Source organism: Microbacterium sp. Leaf161, assembly GCF_001423645.1.
Classification (GTDB): Bacteria; Actinomycetota; Actinomycetes; order Actinomycetales; family Microbacteriaceae; genus Microbacterium; species Microbacterium forte.
In genome coordinates this window covers 468,251-481,673 of sequence record NZ_LMOW01000002.1, presented here as the reverse complement: position 1 = coordinate 481,673, position 13,423 = coordinate 468,251, and the positions used below count along the sequence as shown (strand labels likewise).

The following is a 13,423-nucleotide window of genomic DNA, read 5'->3' as shown; positions in this document are numbered from 1 at the left end:
ATCTCACAATGGCCGTTACCGATCTGTGAGCGAATCGTTCGACGCACGAAACACCGGGCGTCACATGCGGGAAACACCAGGCTCCTATCGTCGCCTTCACGACGTCCCCCGGCGATTGGAGCAGTATGAACGAGGTCTTCCTCACCCCCAAGGAGATCGTCGTCGTGGGTGCCGGTATGGTCGCCCACCGGTTCGTCGAGAGCCTGATCAGCCGGGCTGACACACCGATGCATGTGACGGTCATCGGCGACGAGGCGCGCCGGCCGTACGACCGGGTCGGTCTCACCGGATTCTTCTCGGGGGCGACGCCGGAGGATCTCGAGCTCGATCCCTCGGTCTTCGACGACTTCCGCGTGCGGTTCATGGCCGATGACAGGGTGCTGCGGATCGACCGTTCGGCTCGCACCGTCACGACCAGATCGCGCAGAAGCATCCCGTACGACACGCTCGTGCTCGCCACGGGCTCCTACGCCGCCAAGGTCGCCGTCGACGGGGCCGACCTGCCAGGATGCTTCGTCTACCGCACCCTCGAAGATGTGCAGTCGCTCAAGGAGTTCGTCTCGGCGCGGAGCCGGATGCTCGGCCGTCCGCTGCGCGGCGCGGTCATCGGCGGAGGTCTCCTCGGTCTCGAGGCCGCCGGCGCACTGCAGGGGATGGACGTGGAGGCGACCGTCGTGCAGTACTCCGATCGCCTGATGTCGGCGCAGCTGGACTCCGCAGGTGGAGGCATGCTCAAGCGACTGCTCGAGGCGCGAGGGATCTCGGTGCGCACTCAGTCGCGCACGACGCGTCTCGACCCTGACGAGTCGGGTGCGGTCACCGCACTCGAGTTCCAGGACGGTTCGGTCGAGAGAGCCGACGTCGTCGTCTTCACGGTGGGCGTCCGCCCGCGCGACGAGCTCGCACGCAACGCGGAGATGCTCGTGGATCCGCGGGGCGGCATCATCATCGACGACCGGTGCTCGACCTCCGACCCGCACATCCTGGCGATCGGCGAGGTCGCCAGCTTCGAGGGTCGATGCGTCGGTCTCGTGGCACCCGGCTATGCGATGGCGGAGGTCGCAGCCACCCGACTCCTCGGCGGTGACGCGGCGTTCCCCGGATACGACGACTCCTCGAAGCTCAAGCTCTCGGGCGTCGACGTCGCGAGCTTCGGCGATGCGATGGCAATCACTCCGAACGCTCTCGACGTCGTCTATGCCGATCCGGTGGCCGGGGTCTACAAGAAGCTCGTGCTGTCGGACGACGCGCAGACGCTGCTCGGTGGGATCCTCGTCGGAGACGCGGCAGCCTACGGCGCCCTGCGCCCCCTGGTGGGCGCGAAGCTCGGGGCGGACCCTGCCGCGTACCTGCTGCCGGAAGGCGGCAACGAGGCGCCCGGCGGCGAGCTGCCGGATGAGGCCGTCGTCTGCTCGTGCTCCAACGTGACGGCTGGACGCATCCGCCAGGCGGTGCACGAGGAGGGCTGCACCGACGCCGCCGCGGTGAAGGGGTGCACGAAGGCAGGCGCCACCTGTGGGTCCTGCGTCCTGATGCTCAAGAAGGTCGTCGGTCAGGAGCTGACGAAGCTCGGTCAGACCGTGTCGCACGCGCTGTGCGAGCACTTCGATCTCTCGCGCCGCCAGCTTTTCGACGCGGTGCGGGTCGCGCAGCTCACGACGTTCAGTGCGATCGTCGACCGGTTCGGGCGCGGGCGCGGGTGCGACATCTGCAAGCCGGCGATCGCCAGCATCCTGTCCGTCCTCGTCGGAGCCCACGTGCTCGACGGAGAGAACGCCACGCTGCAGGACACCAACGACCATGTGATGGCCAACATGCAGAAGGACGGCACGTACTCGGTCGTGCCGAGGATGGCCGGTGGAGAGGTCACTCCCGAGGGACTGATCGCGATCGGGCAGATCGCCAAGGACTTCGCGCTGTACACGAAGATCACCGGCGGTCAGCGCATCGACATGTTCGGGGCGCGGCTGGAGCAGCTGCCGCTGATCTGGCAGCGTCTGGTCGACGCCGGCTTCGAATCAGGCCAGGCGTACGGCAAATCGCTGCGCACGGTGAAGTCGTGCGTCGGCTCGACGTGGTGTCGTTACGGAGTGCTCGACGCCGTCGGCATGGCGGTGAAGCTCGAGCTCCGCTATCGAGGGCTTCGTGCGCCGCACAAGCTCAAGCTCGGCGTGTCCGGGTGTGCTCGCGAGTGCGCCGAGGCGCGGGGCAAAGACGTCGGCGTGATCGCCACCGAGACCGGATGGAACATGTACGTGGGCGGGAACGGCGGATTCACTCCGCGGCACGCCCAGCTCCTGGCCTCCGACCTCGACGACGAGGGGCTGATCGCGGCCATCGATCGGTTCTTCATGTACTACATCCGCACGGCCGATCGTCTGCAGCGGACGGCTCCGTGGTGCGAGGATCTCGAAGGCGGGCTCGACGGCCTCCGGAGCGTGATCTTCGACGACAGCCTCGGCATCTGCGCCGATCTCGACGAGGCGATGGCGCAGCACGTCGATCGCTACGAGGACGAGTGGGCGGCGACCCTCGCCGACCCCCTCAAGCTCGAGAGGTTCCGGTCATTCGTGAATGCCGCCGACACACCTGATCCTTCGCTCGCCTACGTCTCGGAGCGCGGCCAGATCCGTCCGGCCACCGCGGAAGAGCGCCGCACCGGCGGGGTCCTCATCGCCGGGACCGCGCTGGAGGTGCGTCGATGAGCCTCGCGATCGACGCCGCGACGCACGTGCGGGTCTGCACGATCGGCGACCTCGAGGTCGAGAGGGGTCGCGCGGCTCTCATCGACGGACAGCAGGTGGCGCTGTTCCTCCTTCCCGACGGGACCGTGCTCGGCGTCGACAATCTCGACCCCTTCTCGGGTGCGCACGTCATCTCACGCGGGATCGTGGGCAGCCGGGGGGACACTCCCACCGTCGCCAGTCCTTTGCACAAGCAGGTCTTCGATCTGCGCACAGGCGAGTGCCTCGAGACCCACGGCAAGCCACCTGCGGCGCTGCGGGTGTGGCCGGTCGCGACCGACGACGGCACCGTGTATGTCGGACCACCGGAGACCACGGGCCCATGAGACGCGCACGAGTGGGCAGGGTCGACCTGATCGGCGGAGGGCCGGGTCCGGCCGATCTCATGACGGTGCGCGCGTACCGACTGCTCATGGCGGCGGATGTCGTGATCGCCGATCGCCTCGGTCCGTTCGAGGAGCTCAGACACGAGCTGCCACCGCATGTCGAGATCATCGATGTCGGCAAACGCCCGGGACATCATCCGGTGCCGCAGCACGAGATCGACGATCTCCTGGTGGACCGCGCTCTCGCAGGGCATCGGGTGGTTCGCCTCAAGGGTGGGGACCCGTTCGTTCTCGGGCGCGGGGGCGAAGAGGTGCTCGCGTGCGAGGCCGCCGGCGTGCCGGTCAGTGTCACACCGGGTGTCAGCAGTGCGATCTCCGTGCCTCAGTCCGCGGGCATCCCCGTGACCCACCGCGGCGTCGCGTCGGCCGTGCACATCCTCAACGGCCACGGCGACCTCACCGCGAGCGCGATCGCGTCCATGTCCGATCCGTCCGTCACCACCGTGATCCTGATGGGGGTGGCGTCGTTGCCTCGCCTGGCCGCTTCAGCCGTCTCGCACGGCGTGCCGGGGGACATCCCCGTGGCGATCGTCGAGAACGGACACACCGAGAGGCAGCGGACGATCCGCAGCACCCTCGCGCAGGCGGCCGCGGATGCGGACTCGGCCCAGGTGGTGAATCCGGCCGTGATCGTGATCGGCGAAGTCGCCCGGGCAGGGCTGCTGCTGCCGACACCGGCGATGATCGCGGAGAGCATGACATGACCACTGCGCGCGCACTCGACTCCGCGCTGGCCGGGTGCACGATCATCGTCGCCGCCGACCGTCGCTCGGTCGATCTGGCGACCGCTCTCGAGCGGCGGGGCGCGGTCGTCCATCGAGCACCCGCGCTGAGCATCGTCACCAACTCCGACGACGCCGAACTGCTCGCTCGCACCGAGCGAGTGATCGCCTCTCCGCCGGACATCGTGATCGTCACCACCGGGGTCGGGTTCCGCGGATGGATGGATGCCGCGCACGAGCACGGCCTCGACGGGCAGCTCGACCGAGCCCTGCAGGGTGCGCACTTCGTCGCTCGGGGCCCGAAGGCGCACGGAGCGATCCAGCAGGCCGGCTTCACGGCCGACTGGGTCGCCGAGTCCGAGACATCGGCCGAGGTCGGCGAGTACCTCCTCGCCTCCGGAGTGGCTGGGAAGCGGATCCTCGTGCAGCATCACGGCGCCGGCGCGGACGGACTCGACGAGTTGCTGACGGATGCCGGCGCAGAGGTGCTGAGCATCACCGTCTACCGCTGGGGCCCTCCTCCGGACCCGGACGTGGTGCGACGCTCGGCGCTTCAGGCGGCCGGCGGGGAGGCCGACGCCGTGCTGTTCACGTCGGCGCCGGGAGCGGCGTCGTGGATCGCGTTCGCCGAGGAATCCGGCGCGCTGGAGAGCGTCAGGAGGCGCGCCGAGTCGGGGCGCCTGCTGCTCGCCTGCGTGGGGCCGATCACCGCCGCGCCTCTGCACACCGCGAACCTTCGCACCACGATCGCCGACCGGGGGCGTCTCGGATCGCTCGCCCGGACCGTCATCGCGCACTTCGGAGGGGGGAAGGCGCCGTCTCTGCCGACCGATGCCGGACTCGTCGAGGTGCGCAGCGGCGGAGTCCTCGTGGACGGTGCATTCATCCCGCTTTCCCGGTCGGCAGCCGCGCTGATCGAGGCACTGGCCTCGGCGGGGGGCCGCGTGCTCTCGCGAGCCGAACTCGGCGGCGTGCTTCCGGGGGCGGAGCGCAACGGACACGCTGTCGAGGTCGCCATCGCACGGCTGCGGGAGGCGCTCGGCGGTAACGAGCTCGTGCACACCGTGGTGAAGCGGGGCTATCGTCTCGCGGTCACCGAGTACTGAGCGGCGCCGCAGTGGCGACCGGAGCAGCACGCGCCCCAGATCGCACGACGCGCGGGAGGGTAGCCGGGTGGTCGCTCAGCGGGTCACTCGGCCGGGACATCCGTGGGCGCGGGCTCAGGGGTCGCCTGGTCCGACGGCAGCGGAGCGTCGGTCGGTTCGACGGTCGGCGTAGGGGAGGGCGCTGGCGGGTTCACCTGAGCGTGCACGACCTGACTCCCGATGGCGCCGGCGACGATCAGCACGCCGACGACCACGGCGATCGCGTTGTCGCGAGTACGGCGGCGGATCTGCCCCTCGTGCCACGTCTTGCGGGCTGTGTGCAGGCGCGCGCGCTCCGCTTCGGTGCGCGACTGCTGCGTGCTCTTCCCGCGTCCGGCCATTGCGTGCTCCCTTACTCGACGTGAATGTGCAACGTCGCCTGAGAGCCTACCGTCGAGATCGCGCCACCCTGTTCTGCCCGAAGTGTCGGTGCCCCGCGTTAGCCTGGACGGATGACCTCCGCAGCCGCACTGCTCTCCGGGCAGACGCCCCTCGCCGTGCGCATGCGCCCCGTGTCGCTCGATGAGGTGGCGGGTCAGAAGCACCTGCTGCGCGCCGGTTCCCCGATCGTCGCCCTGGCCGACCCCGCTGCCACCTCGCCGGGGGCCGTCTCGATCATCCTGTGGGGGCCGCCCGGCACCGGCAAGACCACCCTCGCTCAGGCGATCGCGCGCTCATCCGGGCGCAGGTTCGTCGAGCTCTCGGCGATCACCGCCGGCGTCAAAGACGTGCGCGAGGTCATGCAGGAGGCGATCACCCAGCGGGACCTCTACGGCCAGACCACGATCCTGTTCCTCGACGAGATCCATCGATTCACCAAGGCGCAGCAGGACGCGCTGCTGCCCGGCGTCGAGAACGGGTGGGTCCTGCTGATCGCCGCGACCACCGAGAACCCTTCGTTCTCGGTGATCTCGCCGCTGATGTCGCGGTCGCTGCTCCTGACCCTGCAGCCGCTGACAGACGACGACGTCGGACTGCTCGTCGATCGGGCGGTGACCGATGCGCGCGGACTCAACGGCGCGGTCACCCTCGCCGATGACGCGCGTGCCGCCCTCATCCGACTGGCATCCGGCGATGCGCGACGCGCGCTCACGGGGCTCGAGGCGGCTGCGGCCGTCGCTCTGTCGAAGGGCAAGGAAGGCGCGGTGCCGGCGGCGACCGCCGACGATGTCGCCCAGGCCGTCGACAAGGCCCTGCTGCGGTACGACCGTCAGGGTGACGAGCATTACGACGTCATCAGCGCGTTCATCAAGTCGATCCGCGGCTCCGACCCCGACGCCGCACTTCACTACCTCGCCAGGATGATCGAGGCGGGGGAGGACCCCCGTTTCATCGCGCGGCGTCTGGTGATCTCGGCGTCCGAAGACGTGGGTCTCGCCGATCCTCAGGCGCTCTCGATCGCGGTCGCCGCCGCCGATGCGGTCGCCTTCATCGGCATGCCCGAGGGGCGGATCCCGCTCGCCGAGGCGACCGTCTACCTCGCCACGACCGCCAAGTCGAACGCGGCGTACGTGGGAATCGACGCGGCGATCGCCGACATCCGCTCCGGCGGGTTCGGTCGGGTGCCGCTGCACCTGCGCGACGCCCACTATCCCGGTGCCAAGCGGCTCGGCCACGGACGCGGCTACGTCTACCCGCACGACGGCGAGTTCGGCATCCTTCCGCAGCAGTATCTGCCCGACGAGCTGCGCGGGAAGCGGTACTACGAGCCCAAGAACCTGGGCGCTGAGCGAGACATCTCAGCGCGCCTGGAGCGCATCCGTCGCATCCTCGACGGCCGGTGACACGAATCTGTTAGACTGGATCGGCTCGAAACCAAGTTTTCGGGCATCTCCTCGTTCACACCCCACCTTGCTGGCGCCCCGGCGTGCGCTCCAAGGCAGAACGCGGACGATACGTCCGTGAGTCGTGAAAGACGCGACCACGTCATCGGAAGGATAACTTCGTGACCACGAAGTCCCAGGACCGCCGCAAGGTGCGTCTGAGCCGTGCACTCGGCATCCCGCTCACCCCGAAGGCCGCCCGCTACCTCGAGAAGCGTCCCTACGCTCCGGGCGAGCACGGCCGCACCAAGCGCAAGGCTGACAGCGACTACGCCGTCCGTCTTCGTGAGAAGCAGCGTCTGCGCGAGCAGTACGGCATCCGCGAGAAGCAGATGCGCAACACGTTCAACGAGGCTCGCCGTCAGGAAGGCCTGACCGGTGAGAACCTGGTCGAGCTGCTCGAGATGCGTCTCGACGCCCTCGTCGTGCGTTCGGGCTTCGCCCGCACCACTGCGCAGGCTCGTCAGCTCGTCGTGCACCGTCACATCCTCGTCGACGGCCAGCTCGTCGACCGCCCGTCCTTCCGCGTGAAGCCGGGTCAGCTCATCCACGTCAAGGCCAAGAGCGAGGGCACCGAGCCCTTCCAGGTCGCAGCAGCCGGCGGTCACGCCGAGGTCCTGCCTCCCGTTCCCGGCTACCTCGAGGTCGAGCTCGACAAGCTCCAGGCTCGCCTGGTTCGTCGCCCGAAGCGCGCCGAGGTCCCCGTGACCTGTGAAGTGCAGCTCGTCGTCGAGTACTACGCAGCTCGCTGAGTTCAGCTTTTCCGCAGAAGGCGTCGGGGTCACCCGACGCCTTCTGTCGTTTCCGCATACGATGGAAGCACCGCGCCCACGCGGGCCAAAGGCAAGGATGGCGACATGAAGAACGTGCAGTGGTTCCTGATCGGTGTGATCGGCGGCTTCGTCGCGGCGCATCTCATGAACAACGACCCGCGCGGTCATGAGATCCTCGCCGAGGTCGACGCCCGCTTCAACGAGTTCACGGGGATCGTCGGCGATGCCTTCCGCGCGGAGCAGGCTCGTCTCACCGACCCCTCTGACGACTGACCGTCGCGGCACCCTCGCCGCGACATCACGTCAGTCGTCACGCCCTTCCACACCCTGTACGCAAGGACACCTGGCACCCCTATGAAAACTGCGGAGATCGCGGAGCGGTATCTCGACTTCTTCGAGAAGAACGACCACCTCATCGTCCCCTCGGCCTCGCTGGTCAGCGACGACCCGTCGCTCCTGTTCACGGTCGCCGGAATGGTGCCGATGATCCCGTACCTCACCGGAGTCGTGCCCGCACCGCATCCGCGCATCGCCGATCTGCAGAAGTGCATCCGCACCAACGACATCGAAGAGGTCGGCAAGACCGCGCGTCACGGCACCTTCTTCCAGATGATGGGCAACTGGTCGTTCGGCGACTACTTCAAAGAGGGTGCGATCCGCTACGCGTGGGAGCTCCTGACGAGCTCCGAAGCCGACGGCGGCCTCGGCTTCGACGAGAAGGACCTCTGGGTCACCGTCTATGAGACGGATGACGAGGCCGAGGCCATCTGGCGTGACATCATCGGCCTCAAGCCCGAGCGCATCCAGCGTCTGGGGCGCGCCGACAACTACTGGAACACCGGCCAGCCCGGCCCCGGTGGACCGGACTCCGAGATCTTCTTCGATCGCGGCCCCGCATACGGCAAGGACGGCGGCCCGGCCGCCGACGACTCGAGGTTCCTCGAGATCTGGAACCTCGTGTTCATGCAGGACTTCATCGAGAACATCCGGGGCAAGACCGAGTTCGACATCGTGGGGGAGCTGCCCCAGAAGAACATCGACACCGGCATGGGACTCGAGCGCGTCGCCTTCCTCAAGCAGGGCGTCGAGAACATGTACGAGACCGATCAGGTGCGCCCGGTGCTCGACCGTGCTGTCGAGCTCTCGGGTCGACGCTACGGAGCCGTGCACGAAGACGACGTCCGCTTCCGGGTGGTCGCCGACCACGTGCGCTCGTCGCTCATGCTGCTGTCGGATGGCGTTCGCCCGTCCAACGAGGGCCGCGGCTACATCCTTCGACGCCTGATGCGTCGCACTGTGCGCTCGATGCGTCTGCTCGGTGTCGACGAGCCGGTGTTCCCCGAGCTCTTCGCCACCTCGCGCGACGCGATGAAGTCCGCGTACCCCGTGCTCGAGAAGGAGTGGTCGACTCTCTCCGCTTCGGCGATCGCCGAGGAGGAGACCTTCCGCCGCACGCTGGCATCGGGATCCACGATCCTCGACCTCGCGCTCGATGAGACGAAGAAGAGCGGCGGAGCCTCGCTGAGCGGCTCCGAGGCGTTCCTGCTGCACGACACCTACGGCTTCCCGATCGATCTCACGCTCGAGGTCGCCGAGGAAGCGGGTCTGGCGGTCGACCGCGAGGCGTTCGACACCCTCATGCAGGAGCAGCGCTCGCGCGCCAAGGCCGATGCACGCAATCGCAAGCGTCAGCTCGCGGACGTCTCCGTGTACCGCGATCTCCGGGCTCTGGGTGAGACGGGCTTCGACGGATACTCCGAGCTCGAGGTCGACTCGCGCATCCTCGGAATCCTCGTCGACGGCCACACCGTTCGCAGCGCCGCAGAGGGGCAGATCGCCGAGGTCGTGCTCGCCGAGACCACGCTGTACGCCGAATCCGGTGGGCAGGTCGCCGACAAGGGCGTGATCGTCGGCCCCGGGTACGAGCTCGAGGTGCTCGACGTGCAGCGCCCGGTGCCCGGACTCATCAGTCACACCGTCGAGGTCACCCGCGGTGTCGTCGCCGTCGACGATGCGGCCACCACCGTCGTCGATGCGGCGAATCGACGCGCGGCTCGCCAGGCTCACTCCGCGACGCACCTCGTGCACGCCGCGCTCCGCGACACCCTCGGTCCGACGGCGACGCAGGCCGGGTCGCTCAACCGTGCGGGCTACATGCGGTTCGACTTCTCGTGGTCGCAGGCGCTCTCGGCTGACACGCGCACCGAGATCGAGGAGATCACCAACCGCGCCGTCAACGACGCCCTCGAGGTCACGACCCGCATCGTGACGCTCGATGAGGCGAAGGATGCCGGAGCCATGGCTCTCTTCGGCGAGAAGTACGGCGATGTCGTGCGCATGGTCGACATCGGAGGGCCGTGGTCTCGGGAGCTGTGCGCGGGAACCCACGTCAGCACGAGCGCGGAGATCGGTCTCGTCAGCGTCGTCGGCGAATCGTCCGTCGGTGCGTCGAACCGACGCATCGAAGCGCTCGTCGGTCAGGATGCGTTCCGCGAGCTCGCGGCAGAGCGTGCGCTCGTCTCGCAGCTGACGACCTCGCTCAAGACCCCTCGCGATCAGCTCGCCGAGCGCATCGCCGATCTCTCCGCGAGCCTCAAGGCGGCCGAGAAGCGCATCGCGCAGTTCGAGTCCAAGGAGCGCGCGGGTCGTGTTCCGGCCATCGCCGATGCGGCGAGCCGCGTCGGCGCCTTCCGGGTCGCTGCGCAGTCGCTCGGCGAGGTGGCTTCGGCCGATGACGTGCGCGAGCTCGTCCTCGCTGTCCGGGACCGCCTCGGTTCCGACGCCGCCGTCGTCGCGCTCGGGGCCTCGGTCAACGGTCGCCCTGTGGTGGTCGTCGCGACGAACGACGCCGCCCGTGCGGCCGGCGCCAAGGCCGGAGCGCTCGCGAAGCGCGCCGCTTCGGTGCTCGGTGGAGGCGGCGGCGGTCGGGATGACGTCGCTCAGGGCGGTGGCACCGATGTCGCAGCTCTGCAGTCGGCGCTGGAGGCCGTGTCGCAGGAGCTGCAGTCAGCGTGAGCGGATTCCGCCGCGGGGTGCGCATCGGCATCGATGTCGGGCGGGCGCGCGTCGGGGTCGCTCGCTGCGATCCGGACGGCATGCTCGCGGTGCCCGTCGAGACGGTGCAGCGGAACGAGCAGGCGATCGACCGGATCGCCACGATCGCCGAGGACTACGACGTGCTCGAGTTCGTCGTCGGACTGCCCGTCAACCTGATGGGTGCCGACACGGCATCGACGACGGATTCCCGTGAGTTCGCGGTCGCCCTGCAGGCTCGCACAGGCACTCCTGTGCGGCTCGTGGACGAGCGGCTCAGCACGGTCACTGCACACGCCGCGTTGCGTTCTTCGGGCAGAACACAGAAGAACTCTCGTAGCATTGTGGATCAGATCGCCGCGGTGGTCCTGCTGCAGCAGGCGATCGACACGGAGAAGAGCACCGGAAACCCGACCGGTGCCACGATTCCGCTCGATGAGGAGTCCCCCCGATAATGCCCGAACGTGAGAGTGCTTCGCCCCAGCACGATCCGGACGCCCGCCTGGGTGACCTGTTCGAGAACCTTCCCGACCCGGCGCAGCAGATCCCGACGGTTGACAACACGCCACCCGCGCCCGGGTCTCGTCGAGCGGCACGCGAAGCCGCCGCCGCGCAGTCGTCCACTGACCCCGCACGCCCGTCCGCGGACACGCCGACGGGTGAGGACGTGTCGACCCGAGCGATGCCGACGGCCGCTGCCGAGGACCCCGCCGTGTCGTCGCCTTCGGCGGATCCGACGGCCTCCGCGGAGCGAGCCTCCGACGCCCCGTCGGGCGGGCCTACCGGCGACGGTGCTCCGGCCCGGGTCGGCGACGGCTCCGCCGCAGGCGGCCGTCTGGAGGACCTCTTCCACGGACATCCCGAGGACCACACCGGCAACCGACCGCCGGCGAAGAAGAAGCGTCGCACAGGGTGCCTCGTCGCCCTCGTCATCGTCCTCGCGGTGATCGGCGGCATCGTCGGCGCAGGCGTCTGGGCGTGGAACGCGTACGGCGACAAGATCAGCGATGCCCTCGGCTGGGGCGATCCGAAGGACTGGGAGCCGGGGATGGCCACCGGCGAGGTGCTCGTCACGATCCATGAGGGCGACACCGGCGCACCCGTGTCGGCGGCGCTGTACGAAGCCGGCGTCACGCGCACGGAGGATGTCTTCTACGACTACCTCGTCACCGAGAACATCGCGGTCACCTTCTATCCGGGCATCTATTCCCTGCAGGAGAAGATGACGGCCGAAGCGGCGCTCGAGGCGCTGCAGAACCCCGAGAACAAGCGCGAGAACTCCGCCAGCGTCGGCGAGGGCGCGACCATCGAATCCTCGCTGCCCGACATGGCCGAGTCTCTGGGCATGCCCGTCGAAGAGCTTCAGGCTGCGGTCGACGCGGATCCTGCGACCTACGGTGTCAGCGCGCAGAGCCTCGAGGGGTGGCTCTTCCCGGCCGTCTACACGTTCGATCCTGAGGTGACCGCCACGCAGGTGATCCAGCGCATGGTCGATCGCACGAAGGAAGCGCTGACGGAGGCCGGGGTGCCCGCCGAGGATGCGCAGCGCGTGCTGACGATCGCGTCGATCATCCAGCGCGAGGGCCTCACCGCAGACTTCCCGAAGGTGTCGCGCGTGATCGAGAACCGTCTCGACATCGACATGAAGCTGCAGATGGACTCGACGGCGCAATACGGATACGGCTCGCTCCACGAGGGGGTCGTCTCGAGCTCCGCCGAGGCGCTCGAGGACGACAACCTGTGGAACACCTACGTGCACACCGGCCTGCCGGTCACACCGATCGCCAGCCCGAGCTTTGCGGCGATCGATGCAGCGATGCACCCCGCCGACGGTCCGTGGCTGTACTTCGTGACGACGAACCTCGCCACCGGCGAGACCCAGTTCTCGGTCACCTATGAGGAGCACCTCCAGGGCGTCGAGAAGTGGGAGCAGTGGTGCCAGGAGAATCCTGACGGGGGATGCTCGGCCGGATGACCCAGCGGCGCCTCGCGGTGTGGGGAGACCCGATCGCGCATTCCAAGTCACCCCAGCTGCACGCCGCGGCATACGCCGCACTCGGTCTCGACTGGGAGTACACGCGTCGCCGAGTCGACGAGGCGGCGTTCATCGAGGCGCTGGAGACTCTGGACGATTCGTGGCGCGGGCTCTCGCTCACGATGCCCCTCAAAGAGAAGGCGCATCGAGCCGCGCGAACGCGCGATCGCTACGCGGACCTCACCGGAGCGGTCAACACGCTCCTGCTGACCGGTGGGATCAGCGGGTTCAACACCGATGTCGGCGGGATCGTCGATGCCCTGGGTGAGCAGGGTCTGCTCGACATCGACCGGGTCCGCATCCTCGGCGCCGGTGCCACGGCCTCATCCGCTCTGGTCGCGTGCGTCGAGGCGGGAGCCCGCTCGATCGATGTGCGGGCACGCCGACCTGAACGCGCCGCCGCGCTCGTGGCCCTCGGGCATCGGCTCGGTGTCACGATCTCGGCGTCTCCCTTCGATGCCGACCTGCCCGACGTCGGGCTCACTGTGGCGACGCTGCCCGGTGGCACGGCGCTCGACCCCTCGACCTCTGGGCGGCTGGCTGCGAGCGGGGGAGTGCTGTTCGACGTCGCCTATTCGCCGTGGCCGTCGGCTCTCGCATCGGCATGGAGCGACGGCCGCGCCGTCTCCGGTGAGGGGATGCTGCTGCGCCAGGCCGTGCGGCAGGTCCGGATCTTCCTGCACGGCGACCAGAGCGTTCCGCTGCCCTCCGAGGAGGCCGTGGTCGCCGCGATGAAGGCCGTTCTGTAGTCACCGGTCGTCA

Annotated in this window: 12 protein-coding genes; 11 read left to right on the top strand and 1 reads right to left on the bottom strand. The window is 68.7% G+C overall.

From position 1 onward, the window contains the following. Positions 1-125 precede the first annotated feature (125 nt). The 4 genes from nirB to ASF87_RS15045 are packed head-to-tail and all read left to right on the top strand — an operon-like array spanning position 126 to position 4,958. Positions 126-2,705 (top strand): nitrite reductase large subunit NirB, encoded by a 2,580-nt coding sequence (gene nirB, locus ASF87_RS15060; protein ID WP_200933766.1) that lies wholly within the window; start codon positions 126-128, stop codon positions 2,703-2,705. Then, positions 2,702-3,070, top strand: a complete 369-nt coding sequence (nirD, locus tag ASF87_RS15055; protein WP_056376945.1) for a nitrite reductase small subunit NirD — start codon at positions 2,702-2,704, stop codon at positions 3,068-3,070. Before nirB ends, nirD begins: the two co-directional genes overlap by 4 nt. Beyond that, positions 3,067-3,834, top strand: coding sequence for a uroporphyrinogen-III C-methyltransferase (cobA, locus tag ASF87_RS15050; protein WP_056376943.1), 768 nt, complete (start codon positions 3,067-3,069; stop codon positions 3,832-3,834). The genes nirD and cobA overlap by 4 nt, the downstream gene beginning before the upstream one ends. Further along, complete coding sequence (locus ASF87_RS15045; protein ID WP_056376941.1) at positions 3,831-4,958, top strand: uroporphyrinogen-III synthase; 1,128 nt, start codon at positions 3,831-3,833, stop codon at positions 4,956-4,958. The genes cobA and ASF87_RS15045 overlap by 4 nt, the downstream gene beginning before the upstream one ends. 83 nt (positions 4,959-5,041) lie before the next feature. On the opposite strand, the gene ASF87_RS15040 is transcribed toward ASF87_RS15045, so the two are convergent. Then, positions 5,042-5,338: a hypothetical protein gene (locus tag ASF87_RS15040; protein ID WP_056376939.1), complete on the bottom strand. Its 297-nt coding sequence runs from the start codon at positions 5,336-5,338 to the stop codon at positions 5,042-5,044. Positions 5,339-5,449: 111 nt separating this feature from the next. Here ASF87_RS15040 and ASF87_RS15035 point away from each other — a divergent pair, with 111 nt between their 5' ends. From ASF87_RS15035 to ASF87_RS15005, 7 genes are all read left to right on the top strand, one after another. Next, the gene (locus ASF87_RS15035) at positions 5,450-6,781 is read left to right on the top strand and encodes a replication-associated recombination protein A (protein ID WP_082508940.1); all 1,332 of its coding nucleotides are present in this window, start codon (positions 5,450-5,452) and stop codon (positions 6,779-6,781) included. A 161-nt stretch (positions 6,782-6,942) separates the two neighbouring features. Beyond that, positions 6,943-7,572 (top strand): 30S ribosomal protein S4, encoded by a 630-nt coding sequence (rpsD, locus tag ASF87_RS15030; RefSeq protein ID WP_052492801.1) that lies wholly within the window; start codon positions 6,943-6,945, stop codon positions 7,570-7,572. Positions 7,573-7,677: 105 nt separating this feature from the next. Then, positions 7,678-7,866 (top strand): hypothetical protein, encoded by a 189-nt coding sequence (locus ASF87_RS15025; RefSeq protein ID WP_056376937.1) that lies wholly within the window; start codon positions 7,678-7,680, stop codon positions 7,864-7,866. An 81-nt stretch (positions 7,867-7,947) separates the two neighbouring features. After that, positions 7,948-10,608 carry an alanine--tRNA ligase gene (gene alaS, locus ASF87_RS15020; protein WP_056376934.1) on the top strand — a complete coding sequence of 887 codons (2,661 nt, stop codon included), beginning with the start codon at positions 7,948-7,950 and terminating at the stop codon, positions 10,606-10,608. Next, on the top strand, positions 10,605-11,081 hold the full coding sequence (ruvX, locus tag ASF87_RS15015; protein WP_056376932.1) for a Holliday junction resolvase RuvX: 477 nt from the start codon (positions 10,605-10,607) through the stop codon (positions 11,079-11,081). Before alaS ends, ruvX begins: the two co-directional genes overlap by 4 nt. After that, complete coding sequence (gene mltG, locus ASF87_RS15010) at positions 11,081-12,601, top strand: endolytic transglycosylase MltG (protein ID WP_056376931.1); 1,521 nt, start codon at positions 11,081-11,083, stop codon at positions 12,599-12,601. Before ruvX ends, mltG begins: the two co-directional genes overlap by 1 nt. Further along, positions 12,598-13,410, top strand: coding sequence for a shikimate dehydrogenase (locus ASF87_RS15005; RefSeq protein ID WP_157550120.1), 813 nt, complete (start codon positions 12,598-12,600; stop codon positions 13,408-13,410). The genes mltG and ASF87_RS15005 overlap by 4 nt, the downstream gene beginning before the upstream one ends. Positions 13,411-13,423 lie beyond the last annotated feature (13 nt).